The sequence below is a fragment of the Vibrio hannami genome, assembly GCF_029589055.1.
Classification (GTDB): Bacteria; Pseudomonadota; Gammaproteobacteria; order Enterobacterales; family Vibrionaceae; genus Vibrio; species Vibrio hannami.
Genome location: NZ_JARQZP010000007.1, coordinates 1,841,191 through 1,864,225, shown reverse-complemented (window position 1 = coordinate 1,864,225; position 23,035 = coordinate 1,841,191). Strand labels below are relative to the sequence as shown.

At 46.1% G+C, this 23,035-nt stretch carries 23 protein-coding genes and 1 pseudogene; all 24 read left to right on the top strand.

The window, feature by feature from the left end:
- Positions 1–37: 37 nt before the first annotated feature.
- The 24 genes and pseudogenes from P7F88_RS23045 (at position 38) to P7F88_RS22930 (ending at position 23,029) form a co-directional block, all read left to right on the top strand.
- Complete coding sequence (locus P7F88_RS23045; protein ID WP_277828643.1) at positions 38–1,060, top strand: sensor histidine kinase; 1,023 nt, start codon at positions 38–40, stop codon at positions 1,058–1,060.
- Positions 1,060–2,484 (top strand): sigma-54-dependent transcriptional regulator, encoded by a 1,425-nt coding sequence (locus tag P7F88_RS23040; protein ID WP_277828641.1) that lies wholly within the window; start codon positions 1,060–1,062, stop codon positions 2,482–2,484. The genes P7F88_RS23045 and P7F88_RS23040 overlap by 1 nt, the downstream gene beginning before the upstream one ends.
- Positions 2,485–2,574: 90 nt before the next feature.
- Complete coding sequence (gene fliE, locus P7F88_RS23035) at positions 2,575–2,886, top strand: flagellar hook-basal body complex protein FliE (protein WP_277828639.1); 312 nt, start codon at positions 2,575–2,577, stop codon at positions 2,884–2,886.
- A gap of 15 nt (positions 2,887–2,901) precedes the next feature.
- Positions 2,902–4,644 (top strand): flagellar basal-body MS-ring/collar protein FliF, encoded by a 1,743-nt coding sequence (gene fliF / locus P7F88_RS23030; RefSeq protein WP_277828637.1) that lies wholly within the window; start codon positions 2,902–2,904, stop codon positions 4,642–4,644.
- Positions 4,637–5,698, top strand: a complete 1,062-nt coding sequence (gene fliG / locus P7F88_RS23025; protein ID WP_277828635.1) for a flagellar motor switch protein FliG — start codon at positions 4,637–4,639, stop codon at positions 5,696–5,698. The genes fliF and fliG overlap by 8 nt, the downstream gene beginning before the upstream one ends.
- A 64-nt stretch (positions 5,699–5,762) precedes the next feature.
- Positions 5,763–6,564: pseudogene (gene fliH, locus P7F88_RS23020) on the top strand (flagellar assembly protein FliH).
- Entirely contained in the window at positions 6,564–7,895 is a 1,332-nt protein-coding gene (gene fliI / locus P7F88_RS23015) for a flagellar protein export ATPase FliI (RefSeq protein WP_277828633.1), read from the top strand. Before fliH ends, fliI begins: the two are co-directional and overlap by 1 nt.
- Entirely contained in the window at positions 7,895–8,335 is a 441-nt protein-coding gene (gene fliJ / locus P7F88_RS23010; protein ID WP_277828631.1) for a flagellar export protein FliJ, read from the top strand. The genes fliI and fliJ overlap by 1 nt, the downstream gene beginning before the upstream one ends.
- 125 nt (positions 8,336–8,460) lie before the next feature.
- Positions 8,461–8,640 carry a hypothetical protein gene (locus P7F88_RS23005; RefSeq protein WP_277828630.1) on the top strand — a complete coding sequence of 60 codons (180 nt, stop codon included), beginning with the start codon at positions 8,461–8,463 and terminating at the stop codon, positions 8,638–8,640.
- Positions 8,637–10,502: a flagellar hook-length control protein FliK gene (locus P7F88_RS23000; RefSeq protein WP_277828628.1), complete on the top strand. Its 1,866-nt coding sequence runs from the start codon at positions 8,637–8,639 to the stop codon at positions 10,500–10,502. The genes P7F88_RS23005 and P7F88_RS23000 overlap by 4 nt, the downstream gene beginning before the upstream one ends.
- Positions 10,503–10,581: 79 nt before the next feature.
- Positions 10,582–11,085 carry a flagellar basal body-associated protein FliL gene (fliL, locus tag P7F88_RS22995; protein ID WP_277828626.1) on the top strand — a complete coding sequence of 168 codons (504 nt, stop codon included), beginning with the start codon at positions 10,582–10,584 and terminating at the stop codon, positions 11,083–11,085.
- A gap of 7 nt (positions 11,086–11,092) precedes the next feature.
- Positions 11,093–12,148 carry a flagellar motor switch protein FliM gene (gene fliM / locus P7F88_RS22990; RefSeq protein WP_277828624.1) on the top strand — a complete coding sequence of 352 codons (1,056 nt, stop codon included), beginning with the start codon at positions 11,093–11,095 and terminating at the stop codon, positions 12,146–12,148.
- 55 nt (positions 12,149–12,203) lie between these two features.
- The gene (gene fliN / locus P7F88_RS22985) at positions 12,204–12,611 is read left to right on the top strand and encodes a flagellar motor switch protein FliN (RefSeq protein WP_277828622.1); all 408 of its coding nucleotides are present in this window, start codon (positions 12,204–12,206) and stop codon (positions 12,609–12,611) included.
- A gap of 4 nt (positions 12,612–12,615) precedes the next feature.
- Positions 12,616–13,017 (top strand): flagellar biosynthetic protein FliO, encoded by a 402-nt coding sequence (fliO, locus tag P7F88_RS22980; protein ID WP_422128456.1) that lies wholly within the window; start codon positions 12,616–12,618, stop codon positions 13,015–13,017.
- On the top strand, positions 13,004–13,876 hold the full coding sequence (gene fliP / locus P7F88_RS22975; RefSeq protein WP_277828620.1) for a flagellar type III secretion system pore protein FliP: 873 nt from the start codon (positions 13,004–13,006) through the stop codon (positions 13,874–13,876). The genes fliO and fliP overlap by 14 nt, the downstream gene beginning before the upstream one ends.
- Before the next feature lie 16 nt (positions 13,877–13,892).
- Entirely contained in the window at positions 13,893–14,162 is a 270-nt protein-coding gene (gene fliQ, locus P7F88_RS22970) for a flagellar biosynthesis protein FliQ (RefSeq protein WP_277828618.1), read from the top strand.
- Between the two features lie 8 nt (positions 14,163–14,170).
- Positions 14,171–14,953 carry a flagellar biosynthetic protein FliR gene (gene fliR, locus P7F88_RS22965; protein WP_277828616.1) on the top strand — a complete coding sequence of 261 codons (783 nt, stop codon included), beginning with the start codon at positions 14,171–14,173 and terminating at the stop codon, positions 14,951–14,953.
- 70 nt (positions 14,954–15,023) lie between these two features.
- The gene (flhB, locus tag P7F88_RS22960) at positions 15,024–16,154 is read left to right on the top strand and encodes a flagellar biosynthesis protein FlhB (protein ID WP_277828614.1); all 1,131 of its coding nucleotides are present in this window, start codon (positions 15,024–15,026) and stop codon (positions 16,152–16,154) included.
- Positions 16,155–16,595: 441 nt separating this feature from the next.
- A complete protein-coding gene (gene flhA, locus P7F88_RS22955; protein WP_277828612.1) occupies positions 16,596–18,689 on the top strand; it encodes a flagellar biosynthesis protein FlhA in 2,094 nt (697 codons plus the stop codon).
- 29 nt (positions 18,690–18,718) lie between these two features.
- Positions 18,719–20,224 (top strand): flagellar biosynthesis GTPase FlhF, encoded by a 1,506-nt coding sequence (flhF, locus tag P7F88_RS22950; RefSeq protein WP_277828610.1) that lies wholly within the window; start codon positions 18,719–18,721, stop codon positions 20,222–20,224.
- Between the two features lie 14 nt (positions 20,225–20,238).
- On the top strand, positions 20,239–21,126 hold the full coding sequence (locus P7F88_RS22945; protein WP_277828608.1) for a MinD/ParA family protein: 888 nt from the start codon (positions 20,239–20,241) through the stop codon (positions 21,124–21,126).
- Positions 21,119–21,853, top strand: a complete 735-nt coding sequence (locus P7F88_RS22940; protein ID WP_277828606.1) for an RNA polymerase sigma factor FliA — start codon at positions 21,119–21,121, stop codon at positions 21,851–21,853. Before P7F88_RS22945 ends, P7F88_RS22940 begins: the two co-directional genes overlap by 8 nt.
- 44 nt (positions 21,854–21,897) lie before the next feature.
- Positions 21,898–22,266 (top strand): chemotaxis response regulator CheY, encoded by a 369-nt coding sequence (gene cheY, locus P7F88_RS22935; RefSeq protein ID WP_232767174.1) that lies wholly within the window; start codon positions 21,898–21,900, stop codon positions 22,264–22,266.
- A 43-nt stretch (positions 22,267–22,309) separates the two neighbouring features.
- The gene (locus P7F88_RS22930; protein WP_277828604.1) at positions 22,310–23,029 is read left to right on the top strand and encodes a protein phosphatase CheZ; all 720 of its coding nucleotides are present in this window, start codon (positions 22,310–22,312) and stop codon (positions 23,027–23,029) included.
- The last annotated feature ends 6 nt before the right edge of the window (positions 23,030–23,035 follow it).

Here is a 23,035-nt window from a genome sequence, read left to right as displayed (position 1 = left end):
GTCATTGTTTTATTTTGCTGGAATCTCGACACATCGCATGGAAAATTCGATATACCCCGATACCCTAGAAGAGCAGGTTGGCCGCTACAAGCAGGTGCTTGATGTTATGCCCGCTGGCGTTATCTTGCTTGATACACAGGGTGAGATTCAGGAAGCAAATCCAGAAGCTCAGCGCTTGCTTGAAGTCCCGTTGGTTGGGGAAAAGTGGTTCTCTGTTATTCAGAGTGCGTTTTCCCCTCAGGATGATGATGGCCATGAGATTTCTCTTCGAAATGGCCGAAAGGTTCGGCTGGCGATCTCTGCATCCTCTTCCGGTCAGTTGATTTTAGTCACGGACTTAACCGAAACTCGTTTGCTTCAATCCAGAGTCGGTGACCTCCAGCGCTTGTCATCCCTAGGCAGAATGGTCGCTTCTTTGGCACACCAGGTCAGAACTCCGCTATCTAGTGCAATGCTATATGCATCAAATCTGGGGGCTCCCAATTTACCTGCTCCAACAAGAGAACGATTTCAGACTAAGCTGATGGATAGACTGCACGACCTGGAAAAGCAGGTTAACGATATGCTTCTGTTTGCAAAAGGCGGAGATAATAAGGTCGTAAAACCTTTTACTGTTCAGGACCTTGTGTCTGAGCTGCAGCCTATGGTTGAGACGACTATTCAAAACAATCAGATCGACTACTTCCTTGAAGTTGAAGGTGAAAACTCACAGTTGCTGGGGAACGTCAATGCGGTAGCGTCGGCAATCAGTAACCTAGTGATCAATGCCATTCAGATAGCCGGTAAAGCGTCTCAACTCGATGTGTTTTTCAGACCTGTGGGCGGGGAGCTAAAAGTATCTGTACAGGATAGCGGCCCAGGAGTACCGGCAGAGCTTCAGAGCAAGATAATGGAGCCATTTTTTACTACACGTTCCCAGGGGACGGGTCTTGGACTCGCAGTAGTACAAATGGTGTGCAGAGCCCATAAGGGCAGACTAGAATTGATTTCAGAGCCCGGAGATGGCGCATGCTTTACAGTATGCCTGCCTCTGGTTGATAACGTATCCGGAGAAGAGTAATGGCACAAAGTAAAGTACTCATTGTTGAAGATGATGAAGGTCTACGTGAAGCGTTGGTGGATACCCTTGCGCTTGCTGGATACGATTGGATAGAGGCGGATTGTGCTGAAGACGCATTGGTTAAGCTAAAAGCGCAAGAAGTCGATATTGTGGTATCTGATGTGCAAATGGCCGGAATGGGTGGACTGGCACTGTTGCGTAATATCAAGCAACACTGGCCGAACCTTCCTGTTCTATTGATGACAGCCTACGCTAATATCGAAGATGCTGTTGCAGCCATGAAAGAAGGTGCCATTGACTATATGGCGAAGCCATTTGCACCGGAAGTACTGTTAAATATGGTCAGCCGTTATGCTCCTGTTAAATCCGATGATGATGGGGATGCGGTGGTCGCGGATGAAAAAAGCCTTAAGTTGCTGGCATTGGCCGATAAAGTTGCGAAAACAGATGCGAATGTGATGGTGCTGGGGCCTAGTGGTTCCGGTAAAGAGGTGATGTCTCGTTATATTCACAACGCGTCTAACCGTAAGGATGGTCCATTTGTAGCCATTAACTGTGCTGCTATTCCAGACAACATGCTCGAAGCAACGCTTTTCGGTTATGAAAAAGGTGCATTTACCGGAGCAATTCAGGCTTGTCCGGGTAAGTTTGAACAAGCGCAGGGAGGTACGATACTTCTTGATGAGATCAGTGAAATGGATCTTAACCTTCAGGCCAAATTACTCCGTGTACTGCAGGAAAGAGAAGTAGAAAGATTGGGTAGTCGTAAAAGCATCCAGTTGGATGTTCGAGTTCTGGCAACCAGTAACCGAGATCTCAAGCAGTATGTAAACGAAGGTAACTTCCGTGAGGATTTGTATTACCGTCTGAATGTGTTCCCAATAGCCTGGCCTCCTCTCAAAGAACGTATTGGTGATATTGAACCGTTAGCCAAACACCTTGCTGAGCGTCATTGCCAGAAACTTGGCCTTCCAGTTCCCGAGTTTTCTACTCGTTCTATCCAAAAGCTACTGGCTTATGGTTGGCCGGGAAATGTTCGTGAGCTAGACAACGTTGTTCAGCGAGCGCTTATTTTAAGTGAACAAGGCAATATCGATTCTGACCACATTCTGTTAGAGGGCATTGACTGGAATGATGCAAACAGTCTTCAAAATGCTGTGGAATCGGGTGAAGCAGCGCCAACGATTAAACCTGTGGCAGAGCCTGAAATTGACGGCGGTAATTCGACAGCTACAGTGAAAGCAGCAGCTGGTGGTGAAGGACTGGGTGGGGAACTCAGAGAGCAAGAGTACGCTATTATCCTCGAGACAGTTATCGAGTGTAATGGTCGTAGGAAGGAAATTGCTGAAAAATTAGGTATTAGCCCTCGTACGCTGCGCTATAAATTAGCCAAAATGCGTGATGCTGGCATCGAGATCCCATAAAGAAATTGCCTGTCTGTTTGGTGGCATACTAATTGCAGCGTCAATATAAGGTCAAAAAACAGAGTCAATAAATTGGCAACTGAGGTTTAGATGAGTATTAGTGGGATTCATGGTGAAATGCAGGCGATGAAAATGGAAGCGATGAATACTTCCATGCCAGCAACAGGTCAGAAAGTTGGTGCTGATTTTGGTGACCTGCTTAATACTGCTATCAACAATGTCAACTCTTTGCAGAAAGCATCGGGAGATCTACAGACACGCTTCGATCGCGGAGATGAAAATGTCTCTCTGTCAGACGTGATGATCGCTAAAAACAAATCAAGCGTAGCGTTTGACGCGACCATTCAGGTTCGAAATAAGCTTGTTGAAGCTTATAAAGAACTGATGAACATGCCAGTGTGATTTGGGTGATTTGAAGTGGCTGAAGAGAAACAATCAACAGATTTAGCGGTGGCAGATACTGGTAGCACTGCGCTGACAGACCCTGAACTGGATTCTGTATCACAAAATCCAGACCTGGACGAAAAGAGCTCCTCTAAGTTTGACATGGCGATGGGGGATCTCGATCTTCTTCGTCAAGTAGTACTTGTCCTATCTATTTCTATCTGTGTTGCACTCATCGTAATGATGTTTTTTTGGGTTAAAGAACCTGAAATGCGTCCTTTGGGTACTTACGAGACAGATGAACTTATTACCATCCTTGATTATCTTGATCAGCAAAAAACCGAATACAAGCTGGAAGGTAACACAGTCCAGGTGACTGCTGCTGATTATGACAGCCTTAAACTGAGCCTTGCCCGCGCAGGTCTGAACCAGCCGGATCCGGCTGGCGACGACATCCTGCTTAACGATATGGGTTTTGGTGTATCTCAACGCCTTGAAACAGAAAGACTAAAACTAAGCCGAGAAAGGCAACTTGGCAAAGCTATCGAACAGATGCGTCAGGTACGCAAAGCCTCGGTTCTTCTGGCTTTGCCTAAGCAGAGTGTGTTTGTCCGTCAGAATCAGGAAGCATCAGCAACAGTATTTATCACTCTTAGAACCGGAACCATTTTAAATCAGGAAGAAGTTGATTCTATCGTTGATATGGTCGCCAGCGCCGTTCCTGGTATGAAGCCTACCCGTGTAACGGTTACCGATCAACATGGGCGTCTGTTGAGTTCAGGTTCGCAGGATCCAATTGCTACCGCCCGTCGCAAAGAGCAAGATTTAGAACGTAAGCAAGAACAAGGCTTACGTGAAAAAATTGACTCTGTTCTTATTCCAATTCTAGGTATCGGTAACTACACCGCTCAGGTTGATATAGAGCTGGATTTCAGCTCTATAGAACAGACTCGTAAAAGATTTGACCCAAATACGGCTTCTACCCGAAGCGAATATACGCTTGAAGACTACAACAACGGGAATGTGGTTGCAGGTGTTCCGGGTGCTTTGAGTAATCAACCTCCTGCCGATGCTTCTATCCCTCAGGATGTAGCGCAGATGAAAGACGGTTCCGTTCTAGGTCAGGGCTCTGTTCATAAAGAGGCAACACGCAACTATGAACTTGATACTACAATTAGCCATGAACGTCGCCAGACTGGTGTTGTAAATCGTCAGACAGTATCCGTTGCGGTTAAAAACCGTGCAGTAACTAATCCAGACACAGGTGAAGTAACTTATGAACCACTTTCTGAGTCTGAGTTGAATGCTATTCGACAAGTGCTTATCGGTACGGTCGGATTTAACGAACAGCGTGGTGATTTGCTTAATGTACTTAGCGTGAAATTTGCTGAGCCACAGATGGAAACGGTTGTTGAACAACCTATCTGGGACCACCCGAACTTTAACGATTGGGTTCGCTGGTTCGCGAGTGCGCTGGTAGTGATTATTGTGGTGTTGGTGCTGGTTCGTCCTGCGATGAAGAAACTGCTTAATCCGACTGCCGAAGTGGATGAGCAAGGTCGTGAGCTTGGCCCTGATGGACTTCCTATTGCCGCAGATGATACCAGCCTGATTGGTAGTGATATTGAAAGCGGAGAAGCGTTCGAGTTTGGTTCTGGTATTGAGTTACCGAACCTACACAAAGATGAAGATGTACTTAAAGCTGTACGAGCGCTTGTTGCAAATGAACCTGAGCTAGCGGCTCAGGTAGTGAAAAACTGGATAGCCGATGCCTGATGAGATTGTAAAACGTGAAGAAGGTGGCCCCGTAGCGACCACCGGAACCGAAGTGGATATTTCAGAGATCCCTGGTGATGAGCGTGCCGCCATTTTGCTGCTTAGCCTGAGTGAAGAAGATGCCGCAGGTATTATTCGCCATCTGGAGCCTAAGCAGGTTCAGCGTGTAGGTAGTGCAATGGCTCGGGCTGCAGATCTTAACAATGACAAAGTCGGCGCCGTTCACAGAGCGTTTCTGGAAGATATCCAGAAGTACACCAATATCGGTATGGGCAGTGAAGACTTTATGCGTAAAGCTCTGGTCACTGCTCTTGGTGAAGATAAAGCCAACAACCTTGTTGATCAGATTTTGCTTGGTACCGGTTCGAAAGGTCTCGATTCACTTAAGTGGATGGACCCTCGTCAGGTTGCCAGCATTATTATCAATGAGCACCCGCAGATTCAGACGATCGTTCTTTCGTATCTAGAGGCTGATCAGTCAGCGGAAATTCTTTCTCAGTTCCCTGAGCGCGTTCGCCTCGACCTTATGATGCGTATTGCTAACCTTGAAGAGATTCAGCCATCTGCTCTTGCTGAGTTGAATGAGATCATGGAGAAACAGTTTGCCGGTCAGGCTGGTGCGCAGGCTGCTAAGATTGGTGGTCTGAAGGCTGCTGCTGAAATCATGAACTTCATGGACAACAGTATCGAAGGCGTATTGATGGATCAGATTCGCGATCAGGACGAAGATATGGCGACTCAGATTCAGGATCTTATGTTTGTATTCGACAACCTTATCGAAGTGGACGATATGGGTATTCAGAAGCTGCTGCGTGATGTTCCTCAGGATGTTCTGCAAAGAGCACTCAAAGGTGCGGATGAAGGTCTGCGTGAGAAGATATTCAAGAACATGTCCAAGCGTGCTGCTGAGATGATGCGCGATGACATCGAAGCGATGCCTCCGGTACGTGTAGCCGATGTAGAAGCCGCTCAGAAAGAGATTCTTGCGGTTGCTCGTAAGCTGGCAGACAGCGGTGAAATTATGCTGGCTGGCGGTGCGGACGAATTCTTGTAAACATTGGCCTGTAAATATCAGCTTGTAAGCATCAAATAGACAAATAATTAGAAAGGTACCCCCTATGGCTCTTGAACGTAAGCGCGGTTTTTTACGTCCCGGTGAGGACGAATCAGACATTCAGCCAGAAAAATGGGGTATGCCCGATTACACATCCGATTCCCACAAAGAAGCGCGTGAAACGGCATTAAATTACGACCCGGGTTGATCCCCTCTTTGAAGAGCCAGTAGAAGAAGAGCCAGTTGAGCTTAGTGCTGCTGATCTGGAAGCGATTCAAAAGGACGCTTACCAGGAAGGTTATCAGCAAGGGCAGGAAGCTGGCTTTACTCAGGGTTTTGAGAAAGGAAAAGATAAGGGGATAGAAGCTGGACATGCTGAAGGCTTAGAGAGTGGTAAAGCTGAAGGTATTGCTGCTGGTCAGGATCATATCAAACAACAAGTTGAGCATTTCATCGATCTTGCTAATCAGTTTTCCCAACCTCTAGAGTTAATGAACGCTCAGGTCGAACGACAGCTGGTGGATATGGTTATCGCACTGACTCGGGAAGTCGTACATGTAGAAGTGCAGACCAACCCTCAGATTATTCTTGATACAGTTAAGGAGTCTGTGGAGTCTCTTCCTATTGCGGGTCATGAAATTACACTGAAACTTAACCCTGAAGATGTTGAAATTGTTCAGTCAGCTTATGGTGAGGAAGAGTTAACGTTTAGAAACTGGAACCTGCTAAGTGAACCATCACTGAGTCGTGGTGATGTGCAGATTGAAGCAGGTGAGTCCAGCGTAAATTACAAAATGGAAGAGCGCGTTAAGTCCGTTCTTCAGTCATTTTGCGGTGTGAACCGCCATCAGCCGGGTAACGAATAATGCTTGCTCTGGCCGATCGTCTTACCCAATACAAAACTACAGGCCTTCGAACCAGGGCGATTGCTTCCGGTAAGCTTGTTCGGGTTGTTGGCCTGACGCTTGAAGCTACTGGGTGTAAAGCGCCGATAGGTAGTCTATGCAGCGTAGAAACGCTATCCGGTTCGATGGAAGCGGAAGTAGTTGGGTTTTCCGGTGACAATCTATTTTTGATGCCAAGTGAGCAAATTACCGGGGTACTGCCTGGAGCAAAAGTGACGCCACTGACAGGTGAAGGTGGCCTTCCGGTAGGAATGGAGCTTCTAGGGCGTGTTATTGATGGTGTTGGCAACCCGATTGATGGGCTAGGCGAGATTTATACCGATCAAACGGCTTCTTTTAGTTCTGAACCAATGAATCCACTACTTCGCAAGCCAATATCAGAACCTCTGGACGTTGGGCTTAAAGCCATCAACGGATTGCTGACGGTGGGTAAAGGTCAACGAATCGGTTTGTTTGCCGGTTCGGGTGTTGGTAAATCGGTAACACTTGGAATGATGACCAGGGGTACGACGGCTCAGGTTGTTGTCGTTGGTTTGATTGGTGAGCGTGGGCGAGAAGTTAAAGAGTTTATAGAAGAGATTCTGGGAGAGGATGGAAGGCGACGTTCGGTTGTCGTAGCGGCTCCTGCGGATGCTTCACCACTAATGCGCCTTAAGGGTTGCCAAACTGCGCTTACTATTGCCGAGTACTTCAGAGATCAGGGTCTGGATGTGTTGCTATTGATGGACTCATTGACCCGATTTGCTCAGGCTCAGCGTGAAATTGCCCTTTCGGTTGGAGAGCCTCCTGCTACGAAAGGATACCCACCATCAGTGTTTGCGAAACTTCCTGCGCTTGTAGAGCGTGCCGGCAACGGTAGCCCGGAGCAGGGCTCCATTACTGCATTCTTTACCGTACTGACCGAAGGTGATGACCTTCAGGATCCAATTGCTGATGCTTCACGAGCTATTCTGGATGGTCACGTAGTACTGTCGCGTGAGATGGCTGATGCTGGTCATTATCCAGCGATAGACGTGGAGAAGTCAGTTAGCCGGGTTATGCCTCAGATTACCACTGAAGAACATATGCTGATGTCCAAAGCTGTTCGTCAGGTACTTTCAATTTGCCGTAAGAATCAGGATCTGGTTTCAATTGGAGCTTATAAACCAGGAACAGATCCAGCAATAGATAGTGCCTTCACGATTAAACCTACACTGGATCAATATCTGCAACAGAGCATGAAAGAGTCTGTGCCTTATGATATGTGCGTCAATATGCTTAGAAGTATATTGCAGCCTAGTGGTAGTCAGTAATGGAAAATGCGATGAACTTCCTGCTTGAGCAGGCTAAAGAGAAAGAAGATCAGGCTGTATTAGCACTCAATAAGGCAAGATCGGAGCTGGATGATTACTACGTTCAGGTTGCTCAAATCGAAAAGTATCGCCTGGATTACTGTCAACAACTCGTAGACAGAGGCAAGAATGGCCTGAGTGCGAGTGAGTATGGTCATCTGAACCGCTTTTTAACGCAGCTTGATGAGACACTAAAAAAACAAAAAGAAGCGGAAGGTCATTTCAAAACCCAGGTAGATAATTGTCAGGAGTACTGGCTGGAAATGCGGAAGCAACGCCGATCATACGAATGGTTAATCGATAAAAAGAAAACTGAAAAACAGATGTTTCTAGATAAGCAAGAGCAGAAGCAAATGGATGAGTTCTCTACCTTGCAATTCGGTCGCAATCGGCACTCCTAAGTTACGACTTTCTGAATTGGCCAAATAGGTACTTGTATGGCGCGATTATTGCAAGTTTAGTCGTAACAGGCATATCAACGATTTGTTCAGATATGTAACGCTAAACCTGATGTGAGTGTAAGTATATGAGCCAAAATACCCTTTCTGTATCTGAGGTTGGAAAGTCATCTGCGCTTTTGCAAACCGGGGCAGGTAACAGCCAGTCATCAGGCGAAGCGTCTGAATCGGGCGGATTTCTGAGTGTCTTGGGCTCAATTTTAGCTCAGAATCTGACGCCACTGAAAAAAGCAGTGCTGACAAAGTGAGTGGTGAGAGCAAGGAGATCACCGAAGCAGAAGGCGATGTCGAGAGTTCAGCCAAGATGCTGGATATCGAAAGTGGTGTTGCCTCGAGCGAGGGTGATAGTACTGAGATTGAGGCTGAAAATGTTGAAGGGGAAGACGCTAGTAGCAAGGAAGTCCTAAGCAATAAAGAATCCGAAACAGAATTAAAAACTGCCAGTGAGAAGAAAGTTGCAGACTCGATGAGTGAAGGTAGTGCTTTACTTGATCGCTTAGATGAGTCTAACCAGGCTTTAAAAGGTAATGAATCCGGCAAAGAGTTGCCACAACAGGTTAGTTCTGAGTCATTACCTAAAGATAAGAACGAAACAGACCATGATAGAGGCTCGAAAGTGTTAAATGAGTCAGCTGCTGCAAAGGCTGCGCTGTCAGAAACTGATTCTTCACATTCTTTAAAACAGCCTTCAGAGGCCGAAGAACTGGCTTCTAAGTATGTTCGAGTAGAAAACCAGGGTAGCGAGAAACTTAGTAAAACCGACGCTGAGTCTCTGAAAAAAGTGTCAGAGAATCTGCAAGCGGTAGAAGGTCAAAAAGCTAAGGTTGTAAAAGGTGAAACACCTGAAGCGGAACTAAAAGCAGCGCAGTTAAATCATAAGATTTCTGAATCTGTGGAAGAAGTTAAAGAAAACCCTAAAGTGGATGGGACTGTCATGGCAGCTAGCACTCAGATTAAGCCATTGACGGAAAAGCAGATAGCTGCGGAAGGTGATAAAGAAGCGGCAGCTAACAAAGAAGCACTAATCTGGGAAACAGGTAAAACGGCTAGTGCAGTAGGCGTAGGTGCAGCACTTGGTGCTTCGACAGCCGCTCAAGCAGGTGTCAATAGTACGAGTGCGGTAGAAATACCTTCAGATGCTGCTGTTGTTCAGCAAATATTAAGCAAAGAGCCGAGCGAGCTGACAGAAGAAGAGTTGCAAATACTTGCCCAGGCTAGTAGTGGTGCAACAATGTCACCTGAGACCGCAAAATCAGCACCTGAAGCGGTAAAATCAGCAGCACTTAGCTCTTCCGCTTATGCTCTAAACCAACAGCATCAGGCTCAGCAGAATCAGGCAATGCAGCAACAAGCTCAGCTGGTGAATCAGAATATGGACAAAGCTGCTGCTCAGCAAGCCGCACAGTCGTTTAGTCAAAATGTAAACGCGATACCATTGGATGTAGCTCAACTTTCGGCTCAACAGGCGCAAGTCGTTAGTTCGCCGAATAAGACAGTGAGCAATGCGGCGATGATGGCTTCAGTGACGGCGGCTGGCACAGCTAGTGTGATGGCTACAAAAGGCAAAGATAAAGACAAAGAGTTGAGTCAACAACTTTCTGGGTTGGCAGGTCAGCAAGGGTTACAACAAGCTCAGATAAGAAGTGAAGTACAGCAGGCAGCAGCGCAGTCCCCATTGCAGTTAGCAAGAGAAGCCAGTGGGGAGCAATTGGCTGAACGGGTTCAGATGATGATGTCGAAGAACCTGAAGAATGTAGATATTCGTTTAGACCCGCCGGAGTTGGGTAGAATGCAGATTCGTATGTCGATGAACGGCGATATGGCTTCGGTTCAGTTTACCGTGGCTAACTCCCAGGCCAGAGATATGGTAGAACATGCGATGCCGAGACTGAGAGAAATGTTATCTCAGCAAGGTATTCAGCTGGCAGATTCATCGGTTCACCAACAAAGTTCGGGTCGACAAGGCCAAGAGTATACAACTGGAAATGATGGCAAAGGTTCAGGGTTTTCTGGTGGATCTTCAGCCGATGATGACCTAAACCTTGATGAGTCCATCAATCTTAATGCGAATATTGCTTCAAAAGATGATGGAATAAGCTATTACGCTTAATATTTTTATGTTCGACTCACTTTTTTCAGTGTATAAAACAGCACTGAAGTAACGGAATATTAATCAGTTAGAGAAGGCTATGGCTGAAGAAGAAAACACGGAAGGCGGTGAAGCGCCCAAAGGAAAAAAGAAGCTCCTGATTATCATTATTGCAGTAGTGGTATTACTTGCAGGTGGCGGTGGGGCTGCATTCTTTTTAATGGGCTCAGATGATGCTGAGCAATCAGACGCGATGGTGACTGAATCACAGGTTGCACTACCTGAACCAGCATCCTATGTGAACGTACCTCAACCTTTTCTGTTCAGTGCTCCCGGAAAGCAGAGAGATCGACTGGTACAGGTTAAAGTTCAGTTGATGGTTCGAGGTATAGATAATGAGGATATGGCGAGACACCATTCTCCTTTGATCGAAAGTACTCTATTAAACACATTTAGCACCGCTACGGTTGAACAGCTACGAACCCCTACCGGACGCACTCAGCTGCGTGATCAGGCGACAGATGATATTCGCGCGACAATGACCGAAGTGGTAGGCAAGCCAGTAGTTGAAAAAGTGTTATTTACAGATTTTGTAATTCAATAGGAATCAAGTGACTGATCTATTAACCCAGGACGAAATTGACGCGCTTTTACACGGCGTTGATGACGTTGATGAAGAAGAAGATCTGCTCGAAGAGGAGTCGGAATCGGCCGTAACCTTTGACTTTTCTTCCCAGGATAGGATTGTCCGTGGTCGGATGCCGACGCTGGAGCTTATTAATGAACGATTCGCGCGTCATATGCGAGTCAGTTTGTTTAATATGCTGCGTAAAACGGCAGAAGTCTCTATTAACGGCGTGCAGATGATGAAATTTGGTGAGTACCAAAATACGCTGTACGTTCCGACCAGTCTTAACATGGTGCGATTCAGGCCACTCAAAGGTACAGCGCTTATTACCATGGAGGCTCGCCTGGTCTTCATTCTGGTAGAAAACTTCTTCGGCGGTGATGGACGATTCCACGCAAAAATTGAAGGTCGCGAATTTACCCCGACTGAGCGTCGTATTATTCAGCTGCTGCTGAAAATTGTTTTTGCGGACTACAAAGAGGCCTGGTCTCCGGTAATGGGTGTTGAGTTTGAATACCTGGATTCTGAAGTGAACCCGAGTATGGCCAACATTGTGAGTCCGACAGAGGTTATCGTAGTAAGCTCGTTCCATATTGAGGTTGATGGTGGTGGCGGTGACTTCCACGTGGTAATGCCGTACTCAATGGTTGAACCTATTCGAGAGCTTCTGGATGCGGGTGTTCAGTCTGACAAGATGGAAACGGATGTTCGCTGGAGCACAGCACTTCGTGATGAGATCATGGATGTGCCGGTAAACTTCAGGGTTAACCTGCTTGAACGAGACATTTCGTTGCGTGATTTGATGGAACTACAAACCGGAGATGTTATTCCGATCGAAATGCCTGAACACGCAACTATGTTTGTAGAAGAACTCCCGACTTATCGCGTGAAAATGGGACGTTCTGACGATAAGTTAGCGGTTCAGATTTCTGAAAAAATTAAGCGGCCAGAAGTGGTTAAGTCTGATATTGCCTTCCTTGGCAAAGACATCATGGCTGAAATCAGCAATGAAAGTTCTTTAGACGACGATGACGAGTAATTAAGTTTTAATCAAAGGTTTCTTCAGTGAGAAACCAGAAGAAAGGTAGTGACAAATGGATCCGAATGAAGACCAAAAATTAGCTGACGAATGGGCCGCAGCCTTAAGTGAAGACCCAGCCGCACAGGGTTCGGGTGATGATGTTGAAGCGGCTCCCCTTGAAGAACTATCGGATACATCAGCGCCGATCACCGATGATGAGCGTCGTAAGCTTGATACCATTATGGATATTCCGGTTACCATATCTATGGAAGTCGGGCGTTCTCAGATAAGCATTCGTAACTTGTTGCAACTAAACCAGGGCTCTGTAGTTGAGCTGGATCGTGTGGCGGGTGAATCGCTGGACGTAATGGTCAATGGTACGCTTATCGCTCACGGTGAAGTAGTTGTGGTAAACGACAAGTTCGGTATTCGTCTGACGGATGTAATCAGCCAGACAGAGCGTATTAAAAAGCTTCGTTAATCGTATGAAGCTAAAACGTATGAAGTTAAGAGCGAAATTACCTTTACTCTTTATATCGACACCAGCATTCGCTGCTGGTGCGACAGAAATGGATTTGGCGACGACTTTAGGTTCGTTGATCTTTGTTATTGCATTGATTTGTGTTTTGGCCTGGGTGCTAAAAAGGATGCAACACCCGTCAATCGGTGGTCAGAAAGACCTGAAGATACTTCGTCAGCTCCCTGTTGGAACCAAGGAAAGAATCGCGGTGGTTCAGGCTGGAGAGGAACAATATCTGGTTGGTATAACTCCACATTCAATCAATCTGATTTCCCGGTTAGACAAGAACCTTGACGCAGAGCAGCCGGAAACTGCGCCATTCGCGAATCAATTATCACAACTACTGAAGAAAAATGAGAATAAATAAAACTATCGCTGCCTTACTGGCAGCGTTTGTGTTTTTTGCCAGCGCTTCCCTTGCTTTTGCTCAGGAAGAGCTGGAGACTCAGATACCAGCAACCGCTACAGGTGCTGAAACCGTCACCGTTCAGGCTTTGGAAAGTCAGGATGGAAACCGCCAGACGCTGGCACTGGGGAGCAGTTCCGGTGGCGGCGGTATTCCCGCGTTTACCATGACGGCGAATCCTGACGGTAGCGAAGATTACTCGATAAATCTTCAGATTCTGGCATTGATGACCATGCTGGGTTTCTTGCCTGCTATGGTTATCCTGATGACCTCGTTTACCCGAATAGTTGTCGTTATGTCGATTCTTCGGCAGGCAATGGGTTTGCAGCAGACACCTTCAAACCAGGTGATCATTGGTATCGCTATCTTTCTGACATTTTTTATTATGTCCCCGGTGATTGATAAGGTGAACACAGATGCTGTTCAGCCTTATCTGAACGAGCAAATAACCGCAAGACAGGCATTCGATCAGGCTCAAGGGCCGATGAAGAGCTTTATGCTCAAGCAGACTCGGGTAAAAGATCTGGAGACCTTTGTTAATATTTCGGGCTCCGATGTTCAGAATCCGGAAGATGTATCCATGGCGGTGCTTATCCCTGCTTTTATCACGTCAGAGCTGAAAACCGCGTTCCAAATTGGCTTTATGCTGTTCCTGCCGTTCCTGATAATTGACCTGGTAGTGGCATCGATACTGATGGCAATGGGTATGATGATGCTTTCTCCTATGATTGTGTCACTGCCATTTAAGCTGATGCTGTTTGTTCTGGTGGATGGCTGGAACCTGATTCTTTCGACCCTCGCGGGCAGTTTCGCGTTGTAGCTAGGGGGAGAATAGTATGACACCAGAGGTATTTGTAGAAATCTTCCGGGAAGCACTTTGGATGGTGCTTATCATGGTATGTGCCATTATCATTCCAAGCCTGTTGGTTGGTTTGATTGTGGCTATATTCCAGGCTGCGACCTCTATCAACGAACAGACGCTTAGCTTCCTTCCTCGTTTGATTGTAACGCTGTTAGCGCTCTCTTTTTTCGGTCACTGGATGACTCAGGCTTTAATGGGTTTCTTCTTTGAGATGGTAGACAGGCTGCCATCGATTCTTTACTAGGAATCGCTATGGAGTATCCAACGACCATTATTCTGGATTGGATAGCCAACTACTTTTGGCCATTTACTCGCATATCCGCCATGTTTATGGTGATGACGGTAACTGGTGCACGATTTGTTTCCACACGGATTAGACTCTACCTTTCTTTGGCGGTCACTTTTGCTGTGATGCCGGCAATTCCCGCTGTGCCACAGGAGCTGCAACTGCTTTCTTTTGAGGGCTTTCTGACAACCTTCGAACAGCTATTAATAGGCGTTGCTATGGGGATGGTTACCCAGTTTATGATCCAGACATTTGTTATGTTAGGTCAGATTCTGGGTATGCAGTCGAGCCTGGGTTTTGCTTCGATGGTTGACCCGGCGAACGGCCAGAACACGCCTTTGCTAGGTCAGTTGTTTATGTTTGTTGCAACCATGTTTTTCCTGGCAACAGATGGTCACCTTAAGCTGATCCAGCTTGTGGTGTTTAGTTTTAAGAGTCTACCAATTGGCTCAGGATCGCTGACTACAACAGATTTCAGAGAGATGGCGCTTTGGCTGAGCATTATGTTTAAAACTGCATTGAGTATGTCTTTGTCCGGGATTATCGCGTTACTTACGATTAACTTATCCTTTGGTGTAATGACCCGAGCTGCGCCACAGCTGAATATTTTCTCACTGGGTTTTGCTTTTGCTCTTATTGTTGGTTTGCTTCTATGTTGGTATATCCTGCTTGGACTATACAGCCATTATGAGCTTTACTGGATTGAAGGTGAACAGCAGGTTTGTCGCCTTATCCGGTTGAATTGTTAATCCTATTTTCATCTCTCGTTCCCAACGCTCTGCGTGGGAATGCATACTTAGCTTTTTTCAGGAGGCTGAATTGGCAGAATCAGACGGTCAGGAACGGACCGAAGACGCCACGCCCAGGCGGTTACAACAGGCGAGAGAAAAAGGGCAGGTAGCACGCTCTAAAGAGTTAGCTTCCGTGTCTGTGCTTGTTGTTGGGGCGGTATCCTTAATGATGTTTGGTGAACAGCTTGCTAAAGGGCTGTTCCAACTGATGTCGCGTCTTTTTTCTTTAAGCCGTGAGGAAATCTTTAATACAGGTAAGTTGTTAGATATCGTATCTGGTGCATTGGTTCAGCTGTTTTTACCTCTTACTTTGATTCTAGTTACCCTGTTTGTTGCTGCCGTGGTAGGAGCTGCGGGGGTTGGTGGCATTAGCTTTTCAGCAGAAGCGGCTATGCCTAAGCTCTCTAAAATGAATCCACTGAGTGGTCTTAAGCGTATGGTTGGCCTTCAAAGCTGGGTGGAGCTTGTTAAGTCGATACTTAAAGTGTCGTTGGTAGCGGGTATGGCTTTCTACCTGATCGAGCGTTCTAAAATCGATTTATTCCAGTTGAGCATGGATGTGTTCCCACAAAATATATTCCATGCCTTAGATATACTCCTTAGCTTTATTTTGCTGATTAGTTGTTCTTTACTGGTCGTCGTTGCAATTGATATTCCGTTCCAGATCTGGCAACACGCAGATCAGCTGAAGATGACTAAGCAGGAAGTGAAAGACGAATACAAAGAGACGGAAGGTAAGCCTGAAGTTAAAGGTCGTATTCGGATGCTTCAGAGGGAGGCTGCACAACGTCGCATGATGGCGGATGTGCCTACAGCAGACGTTGTTGTTACTAACCCGGAGCATTTCTCAGTAGCACTTCGCTATGATACTAAGAAGGACAGAGCGCCAATAGTGGTTGCTAAAGGTACAGACCATATGGCTCTTAAAATCCGTGAAGTTGCCCGAGAGCATGATATCTATGTTATCCCTGCGCCTCCTTTGGCTCGTGCGCTTTACCACTCTACCGAGCTAGAGCAGCAAATTCCAGATGGGTTGTTTGTTGCTGTTGCTCAGGTGCTGGCATATGTATTCCAGCTAAAACAGTTCCGAAAACGCGGCGGGCAAAGACCAACTCTTGCAGAAGAGAATATGCCAATACCACCGGATCTGCGCTATTAATTTGCCAACCAGCCGATAGGAAATCGTGACTCACCGGGATACTCGCTTCCACTCTTACTGGTCAAGTGCATACTGGGAATACCCTATTCCACGAACCGCTACTGTTACTTGAGCGCTGTTAAGTTCGGTCTATCATGTTGGCATGTTCGTTCCATAGGGTACACCCAGTACACACTTCTAAACTCCGTAGTACCTGCTTAAGGTGTATCGGGAGTGCTTGATGTAATGAACATGCCGGATCGAAGAAGCTGGATATGAGTGCTACAGTTAAACAAAGCGGTTCATGGAAGCAAGCACTCCCGATACGCCTTTAACAACGGAGCAAGTCAACTTTTTGACTTAACTTGCTGGACTAGATATTGCATATACCACTAAAGCGCTTTTATCTATAAATTAACTTATTGAAAATTCAATAGGTTTGAATACTCACTCAGCTGATATATGAAGTTAAATTTACCGTTTTCCGACAGGTTGCCAAATATACCAACCAGGGCCCTTCCGGCCATTGGTGCACCTGTATTAGTCCTTGCAACGCTGGGTATGATAGTTCTGCCTATCCCTCCGTTGCTGCTCGATATCTCATTTACCTTCAATATCGCATTGGCGATGGTTGTTCTGTTGGTAACGGTTTATACCCGTCGCCCTCTGGACTTCGCAGCATTCCCAACCGTTCTTTTGATAGCTACCCTATTACGACTAGCGCTTAACGTTGCATCAACCCGAGTCGTCCTGCTATATGGTCATGAAGGAGGCAACGCCGCCGGTAACGTGATTGAGGCGTTCGGTAGCGTAGTTATCGGTGGTAACTATGCCGTTGGTCTTGTGGTCTTCTTAATCCTGATGATCATCAACTTTATGGTCGTGACCAAAGGTGCGGGACGTATCTCCGAGGTAAGTGCTCGCTTTACGTTGGATGCCTTGCCAGGTAAACAGATGGCGATTGATGCCGACCTCAACGCAGGTTTGATAGATCAGGAGCAGGCTCGAACACGACGCTTCGAAGTAACCAAAGAAGCCGACTTTTACGGTTCAATGGATGGTGCCTCTAAGTTTGTAAAAGGGGATGCTATCGCGGGCATCCTTATCCTATTTATCAACATTGTCGGCGGACTATCCGTCGGTATGATTCAGTTTGATCTTGGTTTTCGAGAAGCCATAGAAATCTATACGCTACTGACCATCGGTGATGGTTTAGTTGCTCAGATCCCTTCGCTATTACTTTCTATCTCCGCTGCCATCATGGTAACCCGTCAGAATACCGATGAAGATATGGGGCAACAGATGGTGTTCCAGATGTTCGATAACCCTAAAGCGCTGATGATTACCTCTGCGATTTTGGGTGTGATGGGTATTGTTCCGGGTATGCCGCATTTCGCGTTCCTATTGTTGAGCTCATTAGCAGGCGGTGCAGCCTATCTGATTTACAAAAAACAGAAAAAAGAAGCTGAGAAGCCAAAACTACCAGAAGCTAAGGAAGGGGAAGCGCCTGCACAGAAAGAGCTATCATGGGATGATGTTCAGCCTGTTGACGTGATTGGGCTTGAGGTTGGCTATCGTCTTATTCCGATGGTAGACAGAGATCAGGGAGGAGAGTTACTTGAACGAGTGAAAGGCGTGCGTAAAAAGCTTTCACAGGACTTTGGTTTCCTTATCCCAGCGGTGCATATTCGTGACAATTTAGAACTTACTCCCAACAGCTATCGAATTACTTTGATGGGTGTAGCGGTTGGTGAAGCAGAGATAAGGCCAGATCAGGAGTTAGCCATTAACCCGGGGCAGGTATATGGGATGGTAGAGGGTGAACCCACAGTCGATCCTGCGTTTGGTCTGGAGGCCGTTTGGATCAGAGAAGAGCATCGTGAGCATGCACAAGCTCTGGGCTATACTGTAGTTGATTCTGCAACTGTTTTAGCAACACACCTGAGTCAGTTACTGACTAACAATGCATCTCAGTTAATTGGTCATGAAGAGGTTCAAAATCTTCTTGAGATGCTCGGCCGTTCGGCACCTAAACTTGTCGAAGGCTTTGTACCGGATCAGCTTACACTTGGTGTTGTTGTTAAAGTGCTTCAGAACCTGTTGAACGAAGCGATTCCGATTAGAGATGTTCGGACAATCGTTCAGACGCTTTCAGAGTACTCAAGTAAGAGTCAAGAACCTGACATCTTAACAGCGGCAGTTCGGATAGCGCTTAAGCGACTAATTGTTCAGGAAATCAATGGTATAGAACCTGAGTTGCCGGTGATAACCTTGATTCCTGAGCTGGAACAAATCTTGCATCAAACCATGCAGGCATCTGGTGGTGAATCAACAGGGATTGAACCTGGTTTGGCTGAAAGACTCCAGGCTTCACTAAGTCAGGCGACTCAGGAGCAAGAGCTGAAAGGTGAACCTGCGGTGCTGCTAACGTCCGGTGTGCTTCGAACCACTTTAGCTAAATTTGTTAAGAACACTATTCCGAATCTAAGGGTTCTTTCTTATCAGGAAATACCTGATGAAAAACAGATTCGCATTGTACAGGCTGTTGGTAATTAAACCGTGCTGATTAAATTTGGACACATATCTTGAAGATAAAACGATTTTTTGCAAAGGACATGAGAACAGCACTGCTTCAGGTGAAAGAAGAACTTGGAGCGGAAGCGGTCATTATGTCCAACAAAAAGGTGACTGGTGGTGTTGAGATTGTCGCTGCTGTTGATGGTGATACCGCTCCTGCACCTTCTCAGAACTCACGTTATTCAAATGATTTTGCTCAGACTCAGGTAAATAGCCGATACGCTTCGAGAGAACTTCAGGAAGACAGAGTTAGTTTAAAATCGAATACCGCGGACAATAATGCTCAAGGCTCAATGACTAAGCGTTTTGCAAACATGCTAAAACAATATAGCCAGGAAGATACGCCACAGAGCTCGTCAGCAGCAACAGAGGCAGATTCACTAGCATCACTGCTAAAACGACAGTCTGAGGGGCGAGGGGCGCGTACCGAGAGCCAGCGTGGCGAAAGAGGCCCTATCTCATCTTCACTCACTGAAGAATCCGGTTTGGCCCGATTGATTGCTGAAGATCGTGATATGCCAAGGCAAGCTCCAAAGCTGGATCCTACTCGCTATGATAAAAAACGTGGTGGTCCTATCGCTGAGTCAGAATCAACACAAGAGCTCGAATCTATGCGCGAAGAGATGAATTCAATTCGTCGCTTGTTGGAGCATCAGGTGTCAGGCCTTATGTGGCAAGAAGTTGAACGCCGTGAGCCACTACGAGCCATGCTGATAAAACGCCTTGAAAGAATGGGGCTTTCTTCGGAACTGTCTGATCAGCTCGCCTGTTACATACCCGAAGACACCAAACCAGCCCAGGCCTGGAAAGCGTTGCTTGGGCTTATCTCTGATCAGATTGTTGTCACAAAGACCGATATCCTGAAAAAAGGCGGTGTGGTTGCGCTTCTTGGGCCGACTGGTGTGGGTAAGACCACCACAATTGCCAAATTAGCGGCAAGGGCTGCAATGGAGTACGGCTCCGATAATGTCGCATTGGTAACTACGGATACCTATCGAATTGGTGCACATGAACAACTGGCAATTTACGGTCGGATTATGGGCTGCCCGGTAAGAGTTGCTAAAGATACCGTCGAGTTGGCCGAAGTAATATATCAGCTTAGAAATCGGCGACTGGTTCTTGTTGATACTGCCGGTATGGGTCAGAGAGATGTAAGGCTTTCCGAACAGCTAGATACACTGATGCAAAATAGCGGGGAAGCCATTAGCAGCTATTTGGTGCTTCCTGCTACAGCACAAAGAAAGGTGCTACAGGAAACCATTGAACATTTTAAACGCATCCCATTGTCGGGGTGTGTACTTACAAAAATCGATGAGTCATTAAGCCTGGGTGAGTTCATCAGCGTTGTTATCGAAAATTCATTGCCTGTTTCTTATATCGCAAACGGACAGCGAGTACCGGAAGATATCGTTATCGCTCAGCCAAGATATATGGTCGCAAAAGCAAACGAATTGCTTGAAAAATCAACAGAAAGCGAACCTCATTATTGGAACAGCGATTCTGAAGGATTCTAGCGGCGGACAAATTTATGACAAATAATATGATAAATGATCAAGCAAGCGGCCTCCGTCGCTTAACACAGCCTACACTTACTAAAGTTATTGCGGTAACTGGTGGTAAGGGCGGTGTTGGTAAGTCAAACGTTACGCTAGGTCTAGCGATTGCCATTGCCCGTCAGGGGAAAAAGGTAATGGTACTGGATGCCGATTTAGGATTAGCCAATGTCGATGTGATGCTAGGTATCAAGAGTAAAAGAAACCTTGGGCATGTTTTGGCAGGCGAGTGTGAATTAAAAGACGCTATTGTAGAGGGGCCGTATGGAATAAGAATTATTCCAGCGACATCCGGCACGCAAAGTATGACAGAGTTATCCCATGCACAACATGCAGGACTGATTCGTGCTTTCGGTTCTCTTGAAGAGGAGATGGATGTCCTTCTTATCGATACAGCGGCGGGTATTTCTGACATGGTGGTTAGCTTTTCAAGGGCTGCCCAGGACGTGTTAGTCGTGGTGTGTGATGAGCCGACGTCGATCACTGATGCATATGCGCTAATCAAGTTATTAAGCAGGGAACATCAGGTTCAACGCTTCAAAATTGTTGCAAATATGGTCAGAAGCTACCGTGAAGGCAGAGAATTATTCGCAAAGTTGACCTTGGTCACAGAGCGCTTCTTGAATGTGAGCCTCGAACTCGTAGCATGTATTCCATTGGATGATAAAGTTCGTCAGGCAGTTAAAAAACAAAAGATTGTGGTAGATGCATTTCCTCGTTCGCCAGCGGCACTTGCTTTGAGTTCTCTTGCAAATAAAGTGTTAACCTGGCCGATACCGAAGAGCCCAAGTGGTCATCTCGAGTTTTTTGTGGAAAGATTACTGATGAAAAGAGAATCGGTAGGAGAGCCTTTTGGTGAATAAGGCGCTAACATATGACCAAAAAGCGAACCTCACAAGTCAGAGGTCGTTTCTGGAACAGTATTCAGATTTGGTTAAAAGAATCGCCCACCACTTATTGGGGCGGTTGCCTCCTAGTGTCCTGGTTGACGACCTTATTCAGGCTGGAATGATTGGCCTGATAGAAGCACAGCAGAATTATGATGGCTCAAAAGGAGCCAGCTTTGAAACTTATGCAGGTATCCGTATTCGTGGCGCAATGTTAGATGAAGTGCGCAAAGGCGATTGGGTTCCTCGTTCCGTTCACAAAAACAACAGAACGATAAGTCAGGCAATTAATGAGCTGGAGGCAGCACTAAAAAGAGATCCGACAGACGCGGAAGTTGCCGCACATCTAAATTTAACACTTGAACAGTATCACTCGGCACTATCTGATATAAACTGCTCTCGTCTGGTTGGTATTGAAGATTTAGGGGTATCGGAAGACGTCATCACTCATGGAGACGATCTTAATGAGAATACGCCATTTCAGGGAGTAGCGGATGAGAACTTTCGACAAGCTTTAGTCGACTCGATCAAAAGTCTGCCTGAAAGAGAAGCATTAGTTCTTTCACTTTATTACGATGAAGAGCTAAATTTAAAAGAAATAGGTGAAGTTTTGGGTGTTAGCGAATCTCGCGTTAGCCAAATACTTAGCCAATCAATGCAACGACTACGTATTAAACTTAGTGCGTGGACCCAAAACGATTAATAACACTGACTTGAAACTCAGTGGAGGCAATTTTGAATAAAAACATGAAGATCCTCATTGTTGATGATTTCTCAACAATGCGCAGAATTGTAAAGAACTTACTACGTGACTTGGGGTTCAATAACACCCAGGAAGCGGACGATGGTTTGACGGCGCTGCCAATGTTGAAGAAAGGGGAGTTCGACTTTGTGGTGACCGACTGGAACATGCCAGGGATGCAGGGAATTGATTTGCTTAAGAACATTCGAGCAGATGAAGAGCTAAAACACCTGCCGGTTTTAATGATTACTGCGGAAGCTAAGCGAGAGCAGATTATTGAAGCAGCTCAGGCTGGTGTTAACGGGTACATCGTTAAGCCATTTACTGCAGCAACGCTAAAAGAAAAGCTTGATAAGATTTTCGAACGCTTATAACGCCATAGCGAGTAATCAATAAGCGTTGAAAGGGCTTATTTAGATGATTTCTTTAGAGCAAGCAAAACAATTGGTAGAACTGCTGGAAAATGACCAGCAGGAAGAAGCTGATCAACTTGTTTTATCACTACAAAAAGAGCAAGCAAATCCAATGCTAAAAGAGGTTGGTGAGCTAACTCGTGAGCTGCATAATTCGCTGGCAGAATTCAAATTTGACCCTCGAATGAGTCAAATTGCCAATGAAGAAATACCGGATGCCAGAGATAGGCTTGAATATGTGATAGCCAAAACAGAACAAGCCGCAAACAAAACCATGGATTCGGTGGATGCGATGCTTCCTATTGCCGACAAACTCCATGAAAGCCTTCTTTTGATTCGTCCAACGTGGAATCAGCTGATGGCAGGTAAAATTAACCTGTCTGAATTTAAAGAGCTTTGCCATAAGGTTGATGATCTTTTGTCTCAGGTAGAAGGCGATAGTTCAGAGCTTCGGGGGCAACTCACCGAAATTTTGATGGCCCAGGACTTCCAGGATTTGACCGGACAGATTATTACCAGGGTTATTACCCTTGTTCGGGAAGTGGAAGATCGCTTAGTCGAGATATTGACGACATTCGGTGTTGAACAAATAGAGAATAATACAGAAACAGCACAAGATGAGTCCACAAAGGCAGAAGGACCTATCCTGAACCCGCACGAAAGAGAAGATGCTGTTTCCTCACAGGACGACGTCGATGATTTGTTGTCTAGTCTAGGATTCTAGAGGTAA

Excerpts from the sequence above, each read along its gene's own strand:
- P7F88_RS23040 (WP_277828641.1), top strand. The coding sequence starts at position 1,060 with ATGGCACAAAGTAAAGTACTCATTGTTGAAGATGATGAAGGTCTACGT.
- fliP (WP_277828620.1), top strand. The coding sequence starts at position 13,004 with ATGAGAATAAATAAAACTATCGCTGCCTTACTGGCAGCGTTTGTGTTT.
- P7F88_RS23045 (WP_277828643.1), top strand. The coding sequence starts at position 38 with ATGGAAAATTCGATATACCCCGATACCCTAGAAGAGCAGGTTGGCCGC.
- fliN (WP_277828622.1), top strand. The coding sequence starts at position 12,204 with ATGGATCCGAATGAAGACCAAAAATTAGCTGACGAATGGGCCGCAGCC.
- fliQ (WP_277828618.1), top strand. The coding sequence starts at position 13,893 with ATGACACCAGAGGTATTTGTAGAAATCTTCCGGGAAGCACTTTGGATG.
- fliJ (WP_277828631.1), top strand. The coding sequence starts at position 7,895 with ATGGAAAATGCGATGAACTTCCTGCTTGAGCAGGCTAAAGAGAAAGAA.
- fliR (WP_277828616.1), top strand. The coding sequence starts at position 14,171 with ATGGAGTATCCAACGACCATTATTCTGGATTGGATAGCCAACTACTTT.
- P7F88_RS23005 (WP_277828630.1), top strand. The coding sequence starts at position 8,461 with ATGAGCCAAAATACCCTTTCTGTATCTGAGGTTGGAAAGTCATCTGCG.
- fliL (WP_277828626.1), top strand. The coding sequence starts at position 10,582 with ATGGCTGAAGAAGAAAACACGGAAGGCGGTGAAGCGCCCAAAGGAAAA.
- fliG (WP_277828635.1), top strand. The coding sequence starts at position 4,637 with ATGCCTGATGAGATTGTAAAACGTGAAGAAGGTGGCCCCGTAGCGACC.
- flhA (WP_277828612.1), top strand. The coding sequence starts at position 16,596 with ATGAAGTTAAATTTACCGTTTTCCGACAGGTTGCCAAATATACCAACC.
- fliI (WP_277828633.1), top strand. The coding sequence starts at position 6,564 with ATGCTTGCTCTGGCCGATCGTCTTACCCAATACAAAACTACAGGCCTT.
- cheY (WP_232767174.1), top strand. The coding sequence starts at position 21,898 with ATGAAGATCCTCATTGTTGATGATTTCTCAACAATGCGCAGAATTGTA.
- P7F88_RS22930 (WP_277828604.1), top strand. The coding sequence starts at position 22,310 with ATGATTTCTTTAGAGCAAGCAAAACAATTGGTAGAACTGCTGGAAAAT.
- fliE (WP_277828639.1), top strand. The coding sequence starts at position 2,575 with ATGAGTATTAGTGGGATTCATGGTGAAATGCAGGCGATGAAAATGGAA.
- P7F88_RS22945 (WP_277828608.1), top strand. The coding sequence starts at position 20,239 with ATGACAAATAATATGATAAATGATCAAGCAAGCGGCCTCCGTCGCTTA.
- fliO (WP_422128456.1), top strand. The coding sequence starts at position 12,616 with ATGAAGCTAAAACGTATGAAGTTAAGAGCGAAATTACCTTTACTCTTT.